Genomic DNA, 18,564 nt, shown 5'->3' with positions numbered 1-18,564 from the left:
GCGGGCGTGCGCTGCCGCACGGGGCGGCGGATCGGCTTACCGGGGGGACTGAGGACGGCTGACTTCGGCGCCTTACACCGGCTTCCACACCGGCGAGGCCGCCACGGTCACTTTCCTCGGCAGGATGGACTGCGCGGCGAAGGCGTCGGCGATGCGCTGCTGTTCCTCGAGCGAGGCGGCGTCCACGGCCTGTACCTGATAGGTACGGCGCAGGTTGGCGGCCTCCACGGTGGCCGGGTCGAGCCCGATCAGCGGCGCATGCCATGCCGCCGCCGGACCCGGGTTGCGCTTGATCCAGTCGCCCGCACGGCGCAGTTCGTCATAGACCACGGCCAGCACGTCGGGCCGACGCTTCGCGTACGGCGTGGCGGCGAGATAGAAGCGCCGGTAGCTGGCCAGCTTCGTCCCATCGCGCAGGATGCGGGCATTGGCCTGGCGCTGCACTGCTGCGAGGAACGGGTCCCAGATCACCCAGGCCGCCACGCTGCCGCGCTCGAAGGCCGCGCGGGCGTCGGCGGGCGTCAGGTAGGCCGGTTCGATGTCGCGCACGGACAGCCCCGCTTCGGCCAGCGCCTCCACCAGCAGGTAGTGCGCCCCCGCGCCCTTGGCGAATGCCACGCGCTGGCCCTTGAGCTGGGCGACGGTGCGGATCGGCGAGTCCTGCCGCACCACGATGGCCTGCGCCGTGGGCGAGGGCGTCTCGATGGCGTAGTAGGTCAGCTGCGCGCCGGCGGCGAGCGCGAACGGCGGCACCGCGTCCGCCACATCGGCAGTCAGGTCGAGGTTGTTGACGTTCAGCGATTCCAGCAACGGCAGGCCCGAGGTGAACTCGTGCCACTGCACGTTCACCTTCAGCGGGGCGAGGGCCTTCTCCAGGGTCTCGCGCGACTTCAGCCAGATCATCAGCGTGGAGGACTTCTGGTAGCCGATGCGCAGCGTCTCGGCGCCATCGGCCGCGTGCGACAGGCTCGACAGGGTCGACAGCAGCGGGAGCGCGGCGCTCCCCAGGCCGGCCAGGACCAGGCGGCGGCGGGTGGGGTCGCGGGTGGCGTCAGATTCGTGCGACATGGCGGATTTCCTTCGTTCGGGTGGGTGTCTAGCCCGCCAGCCTAGCCGCCAGCGCCCGCGTGGCGAACGAAGCTTCCCGCCTTTGCTTATGCGGATTGGCGCCATATGCGACAACCGCATAACCGCGCGCGATTTCATTCGTTGTTCCGATATCGCCCGCTCTTTACAGTGCATAGCTTGTACCCGGTTCCCCCCGTTCCCCGGTCCCCCAAGAAGCCGAGAAGCGCATTGCCATGACGACTGCCACCCTCCAGGATTTCGAGATCCGCCCGTTCGACGCCGCGCTTGGTGCGGAAGTGATCGGGCTCGATCTGAACCAGCCGCTGTCCCCGACGGACTTCCAGCGCCTCCATCGCGCCCATCTGGACCACCACGTGGTGGTCTTCCGCGACCAGCGCATCACGCCCGCGCAGCAAATCGACTTCAGCCGCCGCTTTGGCCCGCTGCAGATCCACGTGCTGCACCAGTTCCAGTTGCCCGGCCATCCCGAGATCCTGATCGTCTCGAACGTGGTGGAAGACGGCAAGCCGATCGGGCTGGGCGATGCCGGCCACTTCTGGCACTCCGACCTCTCCTATAAGGAGAAGCCCAGCCTCGGCTCGCTACTGCACGCGCGGGAGCTGCCCGAGGAGGGCGGCGACACGCTGTTCGCCAATATGCACACCGCCTGGGACGCGCTGCCCGCCGACCTGCAACGCCGGGTGGAGGGCCTGCAGGCCGAGCACACCTACCTGGCGCGCTACGCCGAGCTGCAGGCGCGCAGCCCGTGGCGGCCCAACCTCTCGCCCGAGCAGATCGCCCAGGTGAAGCCGGTGCTCCAGCCGGTGGTGCGCACGCATCCGGAGACGGGCCGCAAGGCGCTGTTCGTCAGCGAGCACTTCACCACGCGCATCGCCGGCCTGCCGGAGGACGAAAGCCGCGCGCTGCTGGACGAGCTGTTCGCCCATAGCGTGAAGCCCGCGCACGTCTACCGCCACCAGTGGCAGCCGAACGACCTCGTGTTCTGGGACAACCGCTCGCTGCTGCATCTGGCCGCCGGCACGCCCGACCATCTGCGCCGCGTGATGTACCGCACCACCATCGAAGGCGATACGCCGTTCTGAACGCGACACCGAACCGAAATCCATCCGGAGCCCCTGCATGTCCCTGTCCATTCTTTCGACGACCCTGAAACGCCGCGCCGCCGCCGCCGTCCTGACCGTACTGATTGGGCAGTGCGCCAGCCTCGCCCTGACCGGCGTGGCGCACGCCGAGGGCCGCCTGCGCATTGCCGAGCAGTTCGGCGTGGTCTACCTGCTGCTGAACGTGGCCCGGGACCAGCAACTGATCGAGAAGCACGGCAAGCAGCAGGGCGTGGATGTCAAGGTGGAATGGACCCAGCTCTCGGGCGGCGCCGCCGTCAACGACGCACTGCTCTCGGGCGCCATCGACATCGCCGGCGCCGGCGTGGGCCCGCTGCTGACGGTGTGGGACCGCACGCACGGCAAGCAGAACGTGAAGGGCGTGGCCTCGCTCGGCAACTTCCCGTACTACCTCGTCAGCAACAATCCCAAGGTGAAGTCGATTGCCGATTTCTCCGACAAGGACCGCATCGCGCTGCCGGCCGTCACGGTGTCGGTGCAGTCGCGCGTGCTGCAACTGGCCGCCGCCAAGCAATGGGGCGACAAGGAGTTCAACCGGCTCGACAAATGGACCGTGGCCGTGCCCCACCCGGACGCAGCGGCGGCCATCATCGCCGGCGGCACCGAGATCACCGGCCACTTCGGCAACCCGCCGTTCCAGGAGCAGGAGCTGGCCGGCAACCCCAACGCGCGCATCGTGCTCAGCTCGTATGACGTGCTGGGCGGGCCGAGTTCCGCCACCGTGCTCTACGCCACCGAGAAGTTCCGCAACGAGAACCCCAAGACCTACCGCGCCTTCGTCGATGCGCTGGCCGAGGCCGCGCAGTTCGCCACCGCCAATCCGGAGGCCGCCGCCGACCTCTATATCCGCGTGAACAAGGCCAAGATCGACCGCGCGCTGCTGGTCAAGATTCTGCGTAACCCGCAGGTGCAGTTCAAGGTCACGCCGCAGAACACCTTCGCGCTGGCCGAGTTCATGCACCGCGTGGGGGCGATCAAGAACCAGCCGAAGACCTGGCAGGACTACTTCTTCCAGGACCCGGCCACGGCCCAGGGGAGCTGACATGTCTGAACCGCTGCACCCAGGCGCGCATCTGCGCGTGATTCCGGGCCGGTCGCCGTCTTCGTCACCGTCTGCGCCGCTGTTGCAGGTGGATGGCGTCTCGCTCGAATACCGCACCGACGCGCGCGTGGTGCGCGCCACCCACCGCGTGAGCTTCGACGTGCATGGCGGGGATCGCTTCGTGCTGCTGGGCCCGTCCGGCTGCGGCAAGTCCACGCTGCTCAAGGCCGTGGCCGGCTTCGTGCCGCCAGCCGAGGGCGAGATCCGCCTGGAAGGGCGGCGCGTGGCGGCGCCCGGGCCGGACCGCATCGTCGTGTTCCAGGAATTTGACCAGCTGCCGCCGTGGAAGACGGTGAAGCAGAACGTGATGTTCCCGCTGCGGCGCTCGCGCGGCATGGGCGCCGCCGAGGCCGCCGAGGTGGCGCTGCACTTCCTGAACAAGGTGGGGCTGGCACAGTTTGCCGATGCCTATCCGCACACGCTATCCGGCGGCATGAAACAGCGCGTGGCGATTGCCCGCGCGCTGGCGATGCGGCCCAAGGTGCTGCTGATGGACGAGCCGTTCGCCGCGCTGGACGCGCTGACCCGGCGCCGCATGCAGGAGGAACTGCTCGAACTGTGGCACGACGCCGCCTTCACGCTGCTGTTCGTGACCCATTCGATCGAGGAGGCGCTGGTGGTCGGCAACCGCATCCTGCTGCTGTCCCCGCACCCGGGCCGCGTGCGCGCGGAACTCAACAGCCACCAGTTCAGCCTGGCCAGCCAGGGCAGCGCCGATTTCCAGGCCGCCGCGCAGCGCATCCACCAGATGCTGTTCGATCAGCCGGCAGAAACCGCCGGCGAGCGGGGCAGGGCGCACGCGTAGCGTTTCGACTTCGTAGAGACGCCCACCCTCTCCCCCGGCCCCTCTCCCAGAGGGAGAGGGGAGCAACACCGCCGCTTTGCTCCCCGTCGCGCAAGCGGGAGAGGGGGAGCAACACCGCCGCTTTGCTCCCCGTCGCGCAAGCGGGAGAGGGGAAGGAACACCGCCGGTTTGCTCCCCGTCGCGCAAGCGGGAGAGGGGAAGGAACACCGCCGCTTTGCTCCCCTCGCCCGCTTGCGGGAGAGGGGCCGGGGGAGAGGGGCAGCGTCCCCAGCCACGATATCGCCTATATATATATGACCACCCTCGACACCCCCATCCGCCCTGAATACGAACTGGCGCTCGAGCCGTTCACCGCTGTGCCGCTGTCGCGGCCGCTGCCCTTCCATCGCCGCCTCTGGCAGCAGGGCTGGGTGCGCAAGGCGGTGATCCTGCTGGCGCTGGCGGTGCTCTGGGAAATCCTCGCCCGCATCCAGGACAACGACCTGCTGCTGCCCACCTTCCTGGCCACGGCGCGGGCGTTTGGCGAAGGCATCGCCAATGGCGAGCTGCCGGGCAAGGCGGCGGTGTCGCTGTCGGTGCTGGTGCAGGGCTACGCGGCGGGCATTGCGCTGGCCTTCGTGCTGACCACGCTGGCAGTCTCCACCCGGCTCGGGCGCGACCTGCTCGACACGCTGACCGCCATGTTCAACCCGCTGCCGGCCATCGCGCTGCTGCCGCTGGCGCTGCTCTGGTTCGGCCTGGGCAGCAAGAGCCTGATCTTCGTGCTGATCCACTCGGTGCTGTGGCCGCTGGCGCTGAATACCTACGCAGGCTTTCGGGGCGTGCCTGAGACGCTGCGCATGGCCGGGCGCAACTACGGGCTGCGCGGCCTGCGCTATGTGGTGCTGATCCTGCTGCCGGCGGCGCTGCCGGCCGTGCTGTCCGGGCTCAAGATCGGCTGGGCCTTTGCCTGGCGCACGCTGATTGCGGCGGAACTGGTGTTCGGCGCGTCGTCGGGCAAGGGTGGACTGGGCTGGTACATCTTCCAGAACCGCAACGAGCTGTACACAGACCGCGTGTTCGCCGGGCTCGCCACGGTGATCCTGATCGGGCTGGCGGTGGAGGGGCTGGTCTTCACCACGCTGGAACGCGTGACGGTACGGCGCTGGGGCATGCAGCACTGACCCGGTTGGCCCGTTACCCCGTTGCCCCGCGGCGAGGGGCGGAGTAAGGTACGTGGTCTCGTCCGGAGCCCCCATGACCGCCATCCACAATGCCGCCGCCCAGGGTTTTGCCGCCCAGGCCGATACCTACGCCCGCGGGCGTCCCGAATATCCCGCCGAACTGGCGCACTGGCTGCACGACACGCTGGGGCTCGCCCCGGGCAAGTCCGTGGTCGACCTCGGCGCCGGCACCGGCAAGTTCACCCGCCTGCTGGCCGCCACCGGCGCCAGCGTGGTGGCCGTGGAGCCGGTCGCCGAGATGCGCGCCCAGCTGGCCGCCAAGCTGCCGGACGCCACGGTGCTGGCCGGCACCGCCGAAGCCATCCCGCTGCCCGACGCCAGCGTGCACGCCGTGGTCTGCGCGCAGGCCTTCCACTGGTTCGCCAACCCCGCCGCCATGGCCGAGATCCGCCGCGTGCTGCGCCCCGGCGGCAAGCTCGGGCTGGTGTGGAACGTGCGCGATGAATCGGTCGACTGGGTGGCCCGGCTCACGGCCATCATGACCCCGTTCGAAGGGGATGCCCCGCGCTACTACCGGGGTGACTGGAAGCGGGTCTTTCCCGCCGAAGGCTTCGGGCCGCTGCGCCTGACGGAATTCCCCTACACCCACACCGGCGCGCCGGAGCAGGTCATCGTGGACCGCGTGATGTCGGTCAGCTTCATCGCCTCGCTGCCCCCGGCGCAGCAGGACGCGGTGCGCGCCCAGTTGCACGACGTCATCGCCACCGACCCGGCGCTGCGCGGCCAGACGGCGGTGGCGTTCCCGTACACCACGGCCGCCTATTGCGCCGAACGGGGCTGAAACCCTTAGCCCGGGCGGATTGACAAGCCCCGGGCCGTTCTATACGGTGGACGCCCATTCCAACCGGCCGTCCGCCGCTCCCTCATGCCACGTAAAGCCGCCCAACTCTCCGAAGCCGACAAGCATGGCGCCGCAGGCGGCGCCGTGGCCGTGGACCGGGCGGTGTTCGTGCTCTCGGTCTTCCGGGAAGGGGATACCGCGCTCGGCCTGGCCGAACTGGCGCACCGGAGCGGTCTATATAAGAGCACGCTGCTGCGGCTGCTGGCCTCGCTCGAGCATGCCCGGCTGGTGCAGCGGTTGCCCGATGGCCGCTACGGGCTCGGCCCGGAAGTCGCCCGGCTCAATGCGGTCTACGCGGCGTCGTTCTCGCTGGAACAGGTGGTGGTGCCCGCGCTGCGCGAGCTGGTGCGCGACACACGCGAATCGGCCGCCTTCCACGTGGAGCAGGGCGAGCATCGCCTGTGCCTGTACCGCGTGGATTCCCCCCAGCCCGTGCGCGACCACATCCGCGCCGGCGATCTCCTGCCGCGCAACCGTGGCGCCGGCGGCCGGGTGCTGCGGGCGTTCTCGGGCGCCCGGGGGGAGATCTACCAGCGCATCCGCGAGGAAGGGGTGATTGCCATGGTGGGCGACCGCAGTCCGGACATCGCTGGCGTCTCCGCGCCGGTGTTCGGCCCGGCCGGCGAACTGAAGGGCGCGCTGACGCTGACCTGCCCGACGCCGCGTTTCTCGGAAACCTTCCGCGATCAGGTGCTCGCCGCTGCGCGCCAGCTTACGGCGGCGCTTGGCGGGACCTTCCCGGAAGTCCAGCCGGCCCGCGCCCCGGCGGTGCCCGCAGGGCAGAACGTCCCATCTGACGAAGACTGATCCGCACGGATTTCCGTAGTAATTTCAAAACGTTGCGTGCGCGCTAACCCGGCTTAACGGGGGTGCCGCCGCACGCCATGCACGGGCTATGATGCGCCTCTCCGGTCGCAATTCCCGTTATCAGCGGGCATCTTGCGGCCAGGATCAGGGTAAACCGCAATAACGGCAGCCGCCCCCGGTAGCTTTAGAGGATGTTGAATCCGTGCACCTGGCCCAGCAGACCATTCTGGTCGTCATGATGGTGGTGTTCTCCAGCACGCTGGTAATGGCGGCGGGGCTCGTGCTCGCGCTGCGCGCCAACGAGGCTGGGCGGCTGTGGGCGAGCGGCCATGTCATCGCTTCCGGGGCCGGGCTGGTCGTGGCGGCCAGCGTGGGCGCCGGGTCGCTCCAGCTCGGGGCGCTCGGCGCGGGTGCCTATATCGTCGGCCGGCTGGCGATCTATCGCGGCGTGCGGGTCTATTACGGCCTGCCCGAGCGCGCCATGCTGCTGCGGGCCACCGGCGCCGTGGTGATGGTCCTGATGGTGCTGATGAGCGGGCTGGCGGACGGCCCGCTGCTGATCCACGCCATCGGCTACGGCGTGCTGGCCATGACCTCGTTCACCACCCTCATTACCCTGCTGCGCAGCGCGCGCGGGCGCACCAGCATCGGCGGGCCGCTGGTGCTGGCTTCCCATCTGGTGCTGCTGGGCTCCCAAGTGGCGGCGCTGGGGCAGGCGGCGTCATTCCACGGGCACGTGATGGTGCCGTTTTTTGCCCAGACCGCCTCGTCGGTCTGGCCGCTGGCGCCGCTGGTGGCGGTGCTGCTGGGCCTGTTCGGCTTCAGCCTGATGGCGATGGAACAGATCATCGCCCGGAACGAGAGCGGGGCGCGGGTCGATGCACTGACCGGCCTGCTGAACCGCGGCGCGCTGGACATGACCGCCATGGGCCTGGTGGCGCGCTGGCAGCGCGAGCGCGAGGCGCTGTCCTGCCTCGTCATCGACGTGGACCACTTCAAGCAGGTCAACGACACCCACGGCCACCACGCCGGCGACAACGTGCTGCGCGAGATTGCCGCCGCGCTGGACAACTCGCGCCGCGCTTCGGACATCGCCGCGCGCTACGGTGGCGAGGAATTCTGCATCCTCTGCCCCCACACGGACGAACAGCAGGCCACGGCGCTGGCCAACCGCATCCTGCGCAAGGTGCGGGCGATCGAACTGCCGGGGCGGGGCGGGCATGCCAGCGTCAGCATCGGCGTGGCGCAGCTGCACGGCGGCGCCACCAGCCGCGAGTCGCTGTGGCGCAACCTGTTTTCCGAAGCCGACCGCGCGCTCTACATGGCCAAGCAGCGGGGCCGCGACCAGTTCGTGCTCGGGTCGAGCATGGTGATCGACGAGACCCCGGAAGCGCCCGCACCGGCGCCGACGTCGATGGACTGCGTCACCGCCGCCTAGGCGGGCCTACCCCAGCGCGCCCCCGAAGCGATACCGCTTGCCGGGGTGCCACAGCACCACCAGCGAGGCCACCGCATCCCGCGAGAACGTGCGGCGGCGCAGCACCAGCGCCGGTTCTGCCTCGCCGATGGCCAACATCTCTGCCACCTCGGCCGTGGGCAGTTGCGCCTCGATCTGGTACTCGGCGCGCTGTAGCGGCGCCACCCGCATCAAGTGCTCGTTGGGCGTGACCGCGCCAAAGTCGATTTCCATATAGCCCGGCGCCAGCGCCGGATTGACCCAGCGGTCTTCCACCTGGATCGGCGCGTCGTTCTCGTAGTGCAGGATCACCGAATGGAACAGCATGCTGCGCTCGGCCACGCCGAACTGGGTGGCCAGCATGCGCGTGGCGTGCTGGCGTTCCAGCCGGAACAGCGCGCTGCGGTGGCGGTGGCCGCGCGCGCGGATCTCCTCGGCAATGCTGCGGATCTCCACCACGGTGGCCTGGTAGCGCTGCGGCGCCACGAACGTGCCGGCGCCCTTGCGCCGCACCAGCACCTGTTCCGCCTCCAGCTCGTTGAGCGCGCGGTTCACCGTCATGCGCGAAACGCCGAACTGGGCCGCAAGCCGCAGTTCGGGCGGGATGGCGTCCCCCTCGCCCCAGGTGCCGGCCTCGATCTCCCCCTGCACATAGTCCTTGATGCGCTGGAAGGCGGGCGTCGGCGTGGCCGACGAAGGGGTCGATGACATGCAGGCTCCTGGCTCTCTGTAATGGTGCGCGCGGTCCGCTTCGGTGAAATGCGGCGCCGGCCGCCCCTGACGATGCCCGCGCATTGTGCCGCATCGCACCAACGCCGTGCGCGACACAGGGATGACGCGGGGATTGCGCCGCTTATGCGGAAACCGCTTTTCGATCTGCAAAAAGTTGTCTATACAGTATCAGACAGGATCGATAAGATCAGTCTATACAAGCTGCTGCCGAAGACAAGCCGAAGTCACGGTGTCATGGCGACAGCATCGCGATTGAAAAGCACGGGGAGCCCGAAGTGAATCGTCATCTTTCCAGGCTGGCAGCGGCATGGCTGCTGCCGGTAGCGCTGTCGTGGGCGGCGCCAGCCAGCGCACAGCCGGACACCCATTCGACCTATCCCGCCAAGCCGGTGCGGATCATCGTGCCATTCGCCGCCGGCGGCGTGGCGGACGCGCTGCCGCGCCTCATCGGCCAGAAACTGGGCGAGAAGTGGGGAAAGTCCATCGTGGTGGACAACAAGCCCGGCGCCGCCGGGAATATCGGCATGGAGGCCGTGGCCCGCGCCGCGCCGGACGGCTACACGCTGGGCCTGGCCCCGGCCGGCAACCTGACCGTGAACCCCATCCTGTTCCCGAAACTCGGCTATGAGACGCGCGACTTCGTGCCCGTGACCATGCTCGCGGCGTCGCCGAACGTGCTGGTGGTGAATCCGGCCGTCCACGCCCGCTCGCTGAAGGATCTGGTCAGCTACGCCAAGGCCCACCCGGGCGAACTCAATTTCTCCTCGCCCGGCAACGGCAGCGGCGCGCATCTGGCGGGCGAGCTGCTGAACCTGGAGGCCGGTATCAAGATGGTGCACGTGCCCTACAACGGCATGGCGCCCGCGCTCAACGACGTGCTGGCCGGGCAGGTGCAGATGATGTTCGGGGGGATTTCCACGGTGCTGCAGCACATCCGCACCGGCAAGCTGGTGCCGCTGGCCGTGGCCAGCCCGCGCCGCCTGCCGCAGTTGCCGAACGTGCCGACGGTGGCGGAATCGGGCTATCCGGGCTTCGACGTGACCTCCTGGTACGGGCTGGTGGCGCCGAAGGGCACGCCGGACGCCATCGTCCAGAAATGGCAGGCCGATGTGGCCACCGTGCTGCGCCAGCCCGATGTGAAAGAAAAACTCGATGCGCTGGGCCTGGAGCCCGTGGGCAACAGCGCGCAGGCGTTCGGCGGCACCATCGCCGCCGAGACGCTCAAATGGCGCGCCATCGTGCACCGCGCCAACATTCCCCCGATGCAGTAAGGAGACCGCCGTGAAAGAGTTGTACCTGACCTACCTGAACGGGCCGGACGTGGCCGAACTGGCGCTGACCGATGCCGAGATCCTGGCGGCGGTGGAAGGCGCGCTGGCCGCGCAGGGCCGCCGCGAGACCGTGATCGAGCCGCGCGTGCACCTGGTGCCGGAGTCGTCGGACAAGGGCCATTTCAACGTGCTGCGTGGCTTTATCAAGCCGCTGCACGTGGCCGGGGTGAAGGTGGTTTCGGACTATGTCGATAACTACAAGCAGGGCCTGCCGTCGGAAATGGCGCTGCTGAACCTGTTCGACCCGGACAACGGCGTGCCGCTGGCCGTGATCGACGCCACGGCCATCACCGACATGCGCACCGGCGCCGTGACGGCGCTCGGCGCGCGGCATCTGGCGCGCAAGGGCAGCAAGATCCTCGGCCACGTGGGCGCACGCGGGACTTCGTACTGGAACGTGAGGCTGCTCGATTCGATCTTCGATTTCGACGAAATCCGCGTCCATTCGCGCCGCCCGGAGAGCCGCGACGCCTTTGCCGCCCGGCTGACGCGCGACCTCGGCAAGCCGGTGATCGTGACTGACGACTGGGAGTCCTGCGTGCGCGGGGCGGACATCATCGTGGAAGCCTCCCGCCTGCCGGCGCCCACGCCGATGCTGCTGACCGAATGGATCAAGCCCGGCGCGCTGGTGATTCCGTACGGCACGATGAGCGCCGTGGAGCTGTCCCTGACCGACATCATGAGCAAGATGGTGGTGGACGACTGGGGCCAGTGCCGCAAGGGGCTGCCGTTCGGCGCGCTGCGCCAGCACGTGGACAGCGGGCGGCTGAACGAGGAAAACCTCCATGCCGAGCTGGGCCAGATCGTGGCGGGGCTGAAGCCGGGCCGCGAGCGCGACGACGAGACCATCCTGTTCTGGCACCGCGGGCTGTCCACCACGGACATCGCGCTCGGCCATGCCATGCTGACCAAGGCGCGGGCGCTGGGGCTCGGCCAGACGCTGCGGTTTGCCTGAGATGGCGCACGGCGTTGCCTCGACGCGCATGTACAACGCCACGCCGGCAGTGGCTGAGGCGTGGCAGCGGCTGTTCGTGCAGGTCTTCGCCGATCTCGACTGGCCGGTGCGTGTGATTCCGCACGCCTGGCCGGCCTCCCTGAAGGCGCTGTGGCAGCGGCGCGACCTGGTATGCGGCTTCATGTGCGGACTGCCGTTCGCGGAACACGTCGCGCCCGTGGTGCCGCTGGTGGCGCCGGTGCCGGCGGTGGAGGCGTACGGCGGGCTGCCGCGCTATCGGAGCGAACTGCTGGTGCGGCGCGAATGCGGCTGGCGCAGCCTGCCCGATACCTTCGGGCAGCGCTTCGGCTGGATGGTGCCGCATTCGCAGTCGGGCTATCAGGCGGCGCGGCTGCTGCTGGCCCCGTACGCGGGAGAGTCGGGCAGCGCGCTGTATTCGGCCTCGGTCGGCCCGCTCGACACGCCGCCGCGCGTGCTGGAGGCGCTGCAGGGGCGACAGATCGACGTGACCGCCCTCGACAGCTATTTTCTCGAACTCGTACGAAAGCATGAGCCGGCGTGGCTGGCCGGGGTGGACACCATCGCCGTCACGCCGTGGACGCCGATCCCGCTACTGGTAGCCGCCCAGACCCTGCCGGCGCCGGACCGGGAGCGGCTCGTGGACAAGCTGTGCAGCCTGCACGAGGACGCCCGCTACGCCGGATTGCTTGAGGCGGTGGTGGTGCAGCGCTTCGTCGTGCCCGACGTGGCCGCCTACGACAGCCTGCCGCTGGCAGCGGCAGGGGCGACGCAGTATCCGGAGATCCGCTGACGGCGTCTCGGGCTATTGCGCGCCCGGCACATCCCGCTGCGGCACGCCGTCGTACGTCCAGATGAACTGGCGGGGGATCGGGCCCTTATTGCGGCCACCTTGCTGGGTTTGTTCCCAGGCGTGGGAGAGGATGCCGACCGAGCGCGACAGGCAGAACAGGCCGCGCGCGAGCGGGGCCGGGAAGCCCAGTTCGGCGTAGATCACCGCCGTGGCGCCGTCGATATTCATCGGAATCGGCTTCTCCCGGCCGGCGCCGAGCGCCTGCTCCACCGCGCGGGCGATGCCCGCGTAGCGGCCGGAGACCACACCGGCAGCCGCCGCCTGATCCACCAGCGCCAGCAGGCGCGGGGCGCGCGGGTCGAGCGGATGGAAGCGGTGCCCGAAACCCGACACAAACTTGCCGCGCAGCTCCCGGTAGGCCTGCAGCGCCGCCGCCACGGCTGCCTCGCGCGTGGCGCCGGCATCCTCGCGCTGCGCCACGTCCTGATACAGCTCCACCGCCTGCTCGCCGGCGCCGCCGTGCACGTCGCCCAGCACGTTCACGGCCGATGCCATCGCGTTGTTCAGCCCCACGCCGCACGTGGCCGCCATGCGCGCAATCGCGATGCTCGGCGCCTGCGGGCCATGGTCCACCGCCGCCATCAGCGCGGCGTCGAGCAATTCGCCCTGGCCGGGCCCCGGCAGGTCGCCGCGCAGCATCAGCCAGATCATCTGGGCGAAGGAGACATTGCCAATCAGTTGCTCGATGGGGTAGCCGCGATAGCGGATCTCGCCCGGCTTCATGTCGATGATTTCGGTGTGCCACCAGTCCTGCGAGGCCTGCTGGCCGGCGTCGATCGTCTTGTCGCTCATAGCGCGCGCTCCTGTTTCAGGGTGTCGATGTCGGCGTCGGCGTAGCCGAGTTCGACGAGGATGTCGCGGGTGTGCTGGCCCAGTTCGGGCGGCGGGGTGTCCACGGCGGGTGCCTGCCCGTTGACCTTGAAGCCGGTGCGCACCAGCCGGATGTCGCGGCCCACGCCGGGCACATCGGGGAAATCGCCGATCATGCCGCGGTCGCGCACCTGCGGATGGGCCAGCGTGTCGGGCACGTTCAGCACCGGCCCGGCCGGCACGCCGGCCTCGTTCAGCCATTGCCACCAGACCGTGGCGGGCTCGCGGGCCAGTTCCGCCTCGAGCGCCTCGGTCAGCGCGCGGCGGTTGGTCAGCCGGGCCTGGCGCTGCGCGAAGCGTGCATCGGTGGCCAGTTCGGGGCGGCCCACCACGCGGCACACGGCCTCGAACTGCTCCTGCTTGTTCGCGGCGATGTTGAGCAGGCCGTCGCCGGTGCGGAAGGTGCCGGACGGGCTGGCCGTCATGTTCTCGTTGCCCATCGGCGAGGGCGCCTTGCCGGCGATCAGGTGGTTGGAGACCACCCAGCCCATCGTGGCGAGCGTGGCTTCCAGCATCGACACGTCGAGGAAATAGCCCTCGGTGCGCGTGGTGTCCGCCAGCGACGCCGCGATGGCGAAGGCCGCCGTGATGCCGCCGATGGTGTCGGAGACCGGATAGCCCACGCGGTACGGCGCGGTTTCCGGGTCGCCGGTGATGCTCATCACGCCCGACATGCCCTGGATGATCTGGTCGTAGGCAGGCAGGTCCGAGAGCGGGCCGTCCTGGCCGAAGCCCGAAATCGCGCAGTAGATCAGGCGCGGATTCACGGCCTTCAGGTCTTCATGGCCAAGGCCGAGCCGCTTCATCACGCCGGGCCGGAAGTTCTCGACCAGCACATCGGCGCTGGCCACGAGCTTGCGGAACACCTCCTTGCCGCGCGCGTGCTTGAGGTTGAGCGTGATCGAGCGCTTGCCCGGGTTCTGGGCGAGGAAGGACACGCCCATCAGGCGCTGGTTCAGGTCGGCATCGGCGCCAAGCTGGCGCGCGAGGTCGCCGGTGCCCGGCGTCTCCACCTTGATCACCTCCGCGCCCATGTGCGCCAGCTGATGGCAGCAGAACGGGCCGGCCAGCACGTTGGTGAGGTCGAGCACGCGGATGTTGCGGAGCGGCTTGTTCGGTTGCGGGTGCGATTGCGGTTGCATGACGGGTCCTGCCTTGAAAAGATTACTCAGCCTTGGCGCCGGACTCACGCACGATGGTGCCCCAGCGCGTGTTCTCGGCCTTGATGACGCTGGCCAGGTCGGCGGGGCTGCCGCCGCGCGGCTCGCTGCCTTCCTCGCGCAGCCTGGCCACGGTGTCCGGGTCCTTCAGGGCCTTGTTCACCTCGGCGTTCAGGCGCTGCACCACCTCGGCGGGCGTGCCGGCCGGGGCCACGAGCGCCTTCCAGTCCTCGGCCTGGAAGCCGGCGTAGCCCTGTTCGGCCACGGTGGGCACGTTGGGCAGCAGCGGCAGGCGCTTGGCGGACGTCACGGCCAGCGCGCGCAGCTTGCCGGCCTTGAGCATCGGCAGGGCGATGGGCGGCGTGGCGAAGTAGAAGTCGGTCTGGCCGCCCATCAGGTCGGTCAGCGCCGGGGAGGCGCCCTTATACGGCACGTGCAGCGCCTTGATGCCGGCGCGGCGCTGGAACATCTCGCCGGTCAGGTGGCCCACGGTGCCGGTGCCGGCGGACGCCATCGACAACTGCTTGGCCTTGCCCGCCGCCACCAGATCGGCCAGCGTCTTGAACGGCGCATCCTGCCGCACGATCACCACCACCGGCTGGGCGGATACCAACACCACGGGCGTGAAGTCGCGGACGGCGTCGTACGGCATCTTGGGATAGAGCGACGGATTGATGGCGAGGTTGGCGGTCTGGCCCATGCCGACCGTGTAGCCGTCCGCGCGGGCCTTGGCCACCGTATCCAGCCCGATATTGCCGCCGGCGCCGGCGCGATTCTCGACCACCACGGTCCAGTGCGTGGCCGCCCCGACCTTGTTGAAGACGAGGCGCGACAGCACGTCCGTGCCGCCAGCCGGCGGGAACGGCACCACCAGCCGCACGGGCTGGTTCGGCCAGGCATCGGCGGCCAGCGCGGCGGGAGCGCCGGTCAGCAGCGGGGCCGCAAGCAGCGTCACCGCCAGCGCGCGGGCCGGCAACGGAAGGCTGGAACGGAGGCGGGAACGAAGGCGGGAACGGATCGGGGCGGAACGGAACATGCGGGTGTCTCCTGCGGTTTTCGTGTGTCCGGATGTGCTTTGAGAAGTTCTGTAAGATAGAACATTGATCTTAAAGAAGGAACACGCGAAGGATAGGAGGACGCGACGGGGCATGTCAAGTCGGCAATGACGAGGGGGTGGGCATGGCCATTGCGTCTGCCTGAGCCGTCCGGCTCCACTACAATAGCGGCCCAGAATTGAAAGGTAGGCAGAACAATGTCCCACGCTTGCGGTCTCGACTTCGGCACGTCCAACTCCACGGTAGGCTGGCTGCGCCCCCACCAGCCGGTGCTGTTGCCGCTGGAAGATGGCAAGACCACGCTCCCGTCGGTGATCTTCTTCCATGCCGAGGACCCGCTGGTCAGCTATGGGCGCGCCGCGCTGGGCGACTATCTGGCCGGCTACGAGGGCCGGCTGATGCGCTCGCTCAAGAGCCTGCTCGGCACGTCGATGATGGACGACAGCACCGAGGTCATGGGCCAGGCCATGCCCTTCCGCCAGCTGCTGGCCCATTTCATCGGCGAACTGAAACGCCGCGCCGAACTGGCGGCCGGCACCACGTTCACCAAGGCGGTGCTGGGCCGGCCAGTGTTCTTTATCGACGAAGACCCCAAGGCCGATCAACTGGCCGAGGACACGCTGGGCGAGATCGCCCGCGCGGCGGGCTTCCAGGAGATCGCGTTCCAGTACGAGCCGATTGCCGCCGCGTTTGACTACGAGGCCGGCATCTCGGGTGAGGAACTGGTGATGGTGGCCGACATTGGCGGCGGTACGTCCGACTTTTCGCTGGTGCGGCTGTCACCGGACCGCGCCAAGAAGCTCGACCGCAAGGCCGACATCCTGGCCAACGGCGGTGTCCATATCGGCGGGACCGACTTCGACCGCGCCCTGAGCCTGGCCAGCGCCATGCCGCTGCTGGGGCTGGGCAGCCAGCTACGCAACGGCAAGGAAATGCCGTCGAGCCAGTATTTCGATTTGGCGAGCTGGCACACCATCAACCTGCTCTACACGCGCAAGGCGTGGTCGCTGGTGATGGATAACTACCGTGACGCCGCCGAGACCGAGAAGCTGGACCGCCTGATCCGGCTGATCAAGGACCGCGCCGGCCACTGGCTCGCCATCCAGGTAGAGGCGGCCAAGATCGCGCTGTCCGAGGAAGAAAAGACCTGGGTGGACCTGCACCGCATCGCCCCGGACACCCAGCTGCTGATTACGCGCGATGACTTCGATGGCGCCATCGCCAAGCTGGTGACGAAGACCGAGAGCACGGTACGCCACATGCTGGACACAGCCGGCGTGACGGCGGATCAGGTCGATACGATCCTGTTCACCGGCGGCTCCAGCAGCGTGCCGCTGCTGCGCCAGCGCCTGGCGGAACTGCTGCCGGGCGCCAAGCGCGTGGAAGGGGATCTGTTCGGCGGCATCGGCTCAGGCCTCGCGCGCGATGCGGCGCGGAAGTTTGGCTGACTGGAAATCCCGATCAGCGATACCCGACCGGATTCGTGCTCGAATCACGTACGTACGGATCGTCCGGCGCGATCCGGCAGGCTACTTCGACATCGGCTGGCCAGAGTGGCACTTTGCTTGTGGCGCGGTGGATGAGACGGCCAAGGAAGGACGTCACGTGGATCGGAAACATCAGCCATTTGAGGATCGGGTTCGACGCATCCTCGGCCACCAGCGCGATCCACCCCTGATATAGGGTTTCACGTTTGTCGGCAATCGGGAGGCAGAAGCTGAATCCCGGCGCGCCGATTACCGCCTGCGGCCCTTCCTCCATGTAGCGCCGAACGAATTCCCAATGGTGCAGGCAATGGTCTCGGCTGTCCGACACGTAGCCGAACCCAAACAATTCCTCGACGGTCTGCTCGTCCTTCAACACGAGACCGCAGATGGCCCAGATACGGACGCCCGCGATCCGGGTGTGGGGGGCCAAGTTGAAGTACAGGTCGTCCCAGGATGCCTCAAGTACCGTGTCATCGCCGCGAAATACGTAGACCATCCGGTTCTGGCGATTGAAACGCATCGGGTAATGCGTATAGCGGAACCATTCGCCAATGTGAAGATAGAATTTAAAAATTCCAAGAATGAAAAGAGAGCCAACGAGCGTGATAGACCCAAACGCCAGTAGCATTTCAACCTCATCCTGACGATTCCAGTCGGGGTCTAGGTAACAACGAAAAACAACCACATAAAGAAAGAATCCGAGCGTCAGTGAGATGGCCACTATGCCGAAAATCCCTGCCGAACTCATCATTCCTCGATTCGAGTAGAAGCCGTCGACCATCTCCAGATAAGTGGAGTTCATCCGGATCACCCGACCCGCCGCGTGAGACTCTCCGACTCGCGACTTGATTGCTAGGGGCCACTCGCGATCCGCGTTATTCAGCGGACGTAGCTGTTTTCTTGTAGTGAACATTATGCTACTGCCATTGCTAGATTGAAATCCGACTGTTCAGAGTCGAAGGCGGTGTAGCGACCAGATGTCAGCTTGCCCCAGTAGCAGCGCTCCAGCCACTGCGAGAATTTGTCCCCCCTGACGTGATCTAACACCACTCCGATGGCCACCAACGCCACGGTCAGAACAACACCAACCACGGACAAACTCAAGGCGATAGTTGTCCCACGGACGACTATCGAAGCAACAATGGTTCCCCACCCTTGAACGGCACTGGTGGCCCAATAAGCAACTAGGCCTGCACCAATTCCGGTGACACCGGAGAAAAGCTCGAGCAAACCTAGTGACCAGTGTTTTCGACCTATGTTTACTGCACCATCCACAAGATCCATCACCGCAATCACACCCGCCAGCACAGCCGTCAGTGCACCCGCCACGCGCAACGCCATTCTGGCGCGCGTCGCATATCGTTCCCCCGTCGCCCGCTTCACCATCCCGGTCGCATACAAATTGCGCCACGTCCCATATACCTGCACTACCGCCGCTGCCCCGGACGCCAGCGCCCCCACATACAACCCATAACCCAAACTCACCCGCACGTCCTGCGTCCGCGTCTTCTGGAACGACAACGCCTGCGCTTCGGCTTGCAGCATCTGCTCCCAGCCCGCGAACTTCCACACTGCGTCGATAGCTGTCAGGATTCCCTGCGATACCGCGCCGTAAATCGGGATCGAGCTGCCGATCTTCAGTACGCCGTATTCGTGCAG

General features: G+C 67.9%; 18 protein-coding genes. 11 read left to right on the top strand and 7 right to left on the bottom strand.

The features are described 5' to 3' along the window. Positions 1-72 precede the first annotated feature (72 nt). Positions 73-1,068, bottom strand: coding sequence for an aliphatic sulfonate ABC transporter substrate-binding protein (locus AC1DEL_RS26565; protein WP_092296967.1), 996 nt, complete (start codon positions 1,066-1,068; stop codon positions 73-75). Between the two features lie 233 nt (positions 1,069-1,301). Between AC1DEL_RS26565 and AC1DEL_RS26560 the strand changes: the two genes are divergently transcribed. The 7 genes from AC1DEL_RS26560 to AC1DEL_RS26530 all read left to right on the top strand — a co-directional run bounded on the left by AC1DEL_RS26560 (position 1,302) and on the right by AC1DEL_RS26530 (position 8,426). Continuing rightward, positions 1,302-2,171, top strand: a complete 870-nt coding sequence (locus AC1DEL_RS26560; RefSeq protein WP_441592862.1) for a TauD/TfdA dioxygenase family protein — start codon at positions 1,302-1,304, stop codon at positions 2,169-2,171. A 37-nt stretch (positions 2,172-2,208) separates the two neighbouring features. Beyond that, positions 2,209-3,252 carry an ABC transporter substrate-binding protein gene (locus AC1DEL_RS26555; RefSeq protein WP_255370888.1) on the top strand — a complete coding sequence of 348 codons (1,044 nt, stop codon included), beginning with the start codon at positions 2,209-2,211 and terminating at the stop codon, positions 3,250-3,252. Between the two features lies 1 nt (position 3,253). Next, positions 3,254-4,117 (top strand): ABC transporter ATP-binding protein, encoded by an 864-nt coding sequence (locus AC1DEL_RS26550; RefSeq protein WP_092296973.1) that lies wholly within the window; start codon positions 3,254-3,256, stop codon positions 4,115-4,117. 293 nt (positions 4,118-4,410) lie between these two features. Then, positions 4,411-5,280: an ABC transporter permease gene (locus AC1DEL_RS26545; protein WP_092296976.1), complete on the top strand. Its 870-nt coding sequence runs from the start codon at positions 4,411-4,413 to the stop codon at positions 5,278-5,280. 73 nt (positions 5,281-5,353) lie between these two features. Continuing rightward, a complete protein-coding gene (locus AC1DEL_RS26540; RefSeq protein WP_441592863.1) occupies positions 5,354-6,121 on the top strand; it encodes a class I SAM-dependent methyltransferase in 768 nt (255 codons plus the stop codon). 84 nt (positions 6,122-6,205) lie between these two features. Next, the gene (locus AC1DEL_RS26535) at positions 6,206-6,988 is read left to right on the top strand and encodes an IclR family transcriptional regulator (RefSeq protein ID WP_477126435.1); all 783 of its coding nucleotides are present in this window, start codon (positions 6,206-6,208) and stop codon (positions 6,986-6,988) included. 202 nt (positions 6,989-7,190) lie between these two features. Continuing rightward, positions 7,191-8,426: a GGDEF domain-containing protein gene (locus AC1DEL_RS26530; protein ID WP_092296985.1), complete on the top strand. Its 1,236-nt coding sequence runs from the start codon at positions 7,191-7,193 to the stop codon at positions 8,424-8,426. Positions 8,427-8,432: 6 nt separating this feature from the next. Here AC1DEL_RS26530 and hutC read toward each other — a convergent pair whose 3' ends face one another. Then, positions 8,433-9,155 (bottom strand): histidine utilization repressor, encoded by a 723-nt coding sequence (hutC, locus tag AC1DEL_RS26525; protein WP_092296988.1) that lies wholly within the window; start codon positions 9,153-9,155, stop codon positions 8,433-8,435. A gap of 296 nt (positions 9,156-9,451) precedes the next feature. On the opposite strand from hutC, the gene AC1DEL_RS26520 reads away from it, so the two are divergent. From AC1DEL_RS26520 to AC1DEL_RS26510, 3 genes are read left to right on the top strand one after another with little or no spacing between them, the layout of a single operon-like run. Then, positions 9,452-10,447 (top strand): Bug family tripartite tricarboxylate transporter substrate binding protein, encoded by a 996-nt coding sequence (locus tag AC1DEL_RS26520; RefSeq protein ID WP_477113840.1) that lies wholly within the window; start codon positions 9,452-9,454, stop codon positions 10,445-10,447. Between the two features lie 10 nt (positions 10,448-10,457). Further along, positions 10,458-11,462 carry an ornithine cyclodeaminase family protein gene (locus AC1DEL_RS26515; RefSeq protein WP_441592864.1) on the top strand — a complete coding sequence of 335 codons (1,005 nt, stop codon included), beginning with the start codon at positions 10,458-10,460 and terminating at the stop codon, positions 11,460-11,462. A gap of 1 nt (position 11,463) precedes the next feature. After that, a complete protein-coding gene (locus AC1DEL_RS26510) occupies positions 11,464-12,273 on the top strand; it encodes a phosphate/phosphite/phosphonate ABC transporter substrate-binding protein (RefSeq protein ID WP_441592865.1) in 810 nt (269 codons plus the stop codon). Positions 12,274-12,285: 12 nt separating this feature from the next. Here the strand turns inward: AC1DEL_RS26510 and AC1DEL_RS26505 are convergent, their stop codons facing one another. Genes AC1DEL_RS26505 through AC1DEL_RS26495 form a run of 3 tightly spaced genes read right to left on the bottom strand, consistent with a single transcriptional unit; the run spans position 12,286 to position 15,399 of the window. Then, positions 12,286-13,125, bottom strand: coding sequence for a citryl-CoA lyase (locus AC1DEL_RS26505; protein ID WP_092297000.1), 840 nt, complete (start codon positions 13,123-13,125; stop codon positions 12,286-12,288). Beyond that, on the bottom strand, positions 13,122-14,345 hold the full coding sequence (locus AC1DEL_RS26500; protein WP_477105641.1) for a CaiB/BaiF CoA transferase family protein: 1,224 nt from the start codon (positions 14,343-14,345) through the stop codon (positions 13,122-13,124). The genes AC1DEL_RS26505 and AC1DEL_RS26500 overlap by 4 nt, the downstream gene beginning before the upstream one ends. 22 nt (positions 14,346-14,367) lie before the next feature. Continuing rightward, a complete protein-coding gene (locus AC1DEL_RS26495; protein ID WP_092297006.1) occupies positions 14,368-15,399 on the bottom strand; it encodes a Bug family tripartite tricarboxylate transporter substrate binding protein in 1,032 nt (343 codons plus the stop codon). A 216-nt stretch (positions 15,400-15,615) separates the two neighbouring features. On the opposite strand from AC1DEL_RS26495, the gene AC1DEL_RS26490 reads away from it, so the two are divergent. Beyond that, a complete protein-coding gene (locus AC1DEL_RS26490) occupies positions 15,616-16,866 on the top strand; it encodes an Hsp70 family protein (protein WP_092297010.1) in 1,251 nt (416 codons plus the stop codon). 13 nt (positions 16,867-16,879) lie between these two features. Here the strand turns inward: AC1DEL_RS26490 and AC1DEL_RS26485 are convergent, their stop codons facing one another. Beyond that, positions 16,880-17,707: a DUF6708 domain-containing protein gene (locus AC1DEL_RS26485; RefSeq protein WP_441645740.1), complete on the bottom strand. Its 828-nt coding sequence runs from the start codon at positions 17,705-17,707 to the stop codon at positions 16,880-16,882. Positions 17,708-17,817: 110 nt separating this feature from the next. Continuing rightward, on the bottom strand, positions 17,818-18,564 hold a 747-nt coding region (locus AC1DEL_RS26480; protein ID WP_477126436.1), incomplete at its 5' end, for a hypothetical protein.

Source organism: Cupriavidus sp. 10L43_2, from assembly GCF_056395265.1.
Note: the sequence above shows the minus strand (reverse complement) of the source record. Positions and strands in the feature narration are given on the sequence as shown.

What these genes read in the sequence shown, in the direction of transcription:
- AC1DEL_RS26495 (WP_092297006.1), bottom strand. Translation starts at nt 15,399, where the DNA reads ATGTTCCGTTCCGCCCCGATCCGTTCCCGCCTTCGTTCCCGCCTCCGT.
- hutC (WP_092296988.1), bottom strand. Translation starts at nt 9,155, where the DNA reads ATGTCATCGACCCCTTCGTCGGCCACGCCGACGCCCGCCTTCCAGCGC.
- AC1DEL_RS26490 (WP_092297010.1), top strand. Translation starts at nt 15,616, where the DNA reads ATGTCCCACGCTTGCGGTCTCGACTTCGGCACGTCCAACTCCACGGTA.
- AC1DEL_RS26550 (WP_092296973.1), top strand. Translation starts at nt 3,254, where the DNA reads ATGTCTGAACCGCTGCACCCAGGCGCGCATCTGCGCGTGATTCCGGGC.
- AC1DEL_RS26565 (WP_092296967.1), bottom strand. Translation starts at nt 1,068, where the DNA reads ATGTCGCACGAATCTGACGCCACCCGCGACCCCACCCGCCGCCGCCTG.
- AC1DEL_RS26560 (WP_441592862.1), top strand. Translation starts at nt 1,302, where the DNA reads ATGACGACTGCCACCCTCCAGGATTTCGAGATCCGCCCGTTCGACGCC.
- AC1DEL_RS26555 (WP_255370888.1), top strand. Translation starts at nt 2,209, where the DNA reads ATGTCCCTGTCCATTCTTTCGACGACCCTGAAACGCCGCGCCGCCGCC.
- AC1DEL_RS26510 (WP_441592865.1), top strand. Translation starts at nt 11,464, where the DNA reads ATGGCGCACGGCGTTGCCTCGACGCGCATGTACAACGCCACGCCGGCA.
- AC1DEL_RS26545 (WP_092296976.1), top strand. Translation starts at nt 4,411, where the DNA reads ATGACCACCCTCGACACCCCCATCCGCCCTGAATACGAACTGGCGCTC.
- AC1DEL_RS26485 (WP_441645740.1), bottom strand. Translation starts at nt 17,707, where the DNA reads ATGAACTCCACTTATCTGGAGATGGTCGACGGCTTCTACTCGAATCGA.
- AC1DEL_RS26540 (WP_441592863.1), top strand. Translation starts at nt 5,354, where the DNA reads ATGACCGCCATCCACAATGCCGCCGCCCAGGGTTTTGCCGCCCAGGCC.
- AC1DEL_RS26500 (WP_477105641.1), bottom strand. Translation starts at nt 14,345, where the DNA reads ATGCAACCGCAATCGCACCCGCAACCGAACAAGCCGCTCCGCAACATC.
- AC1DEL_RS26505 (WP_092297000.1), bottom strand. Translation starts at nt 13,125, where the DNA reads ATGAGCGACAAGACGATCGACGCCGGCCAGCAGGCCTCGCAGGACTGG.
- AC1DEL_RS26535 (WP_477126435.1), top strand. Translation starts at nt 6,206, where the DNA reads ATGCCACGTAAAGCCGCCCAACTCTCCGAAGCCGACAAGCATGGCGCC.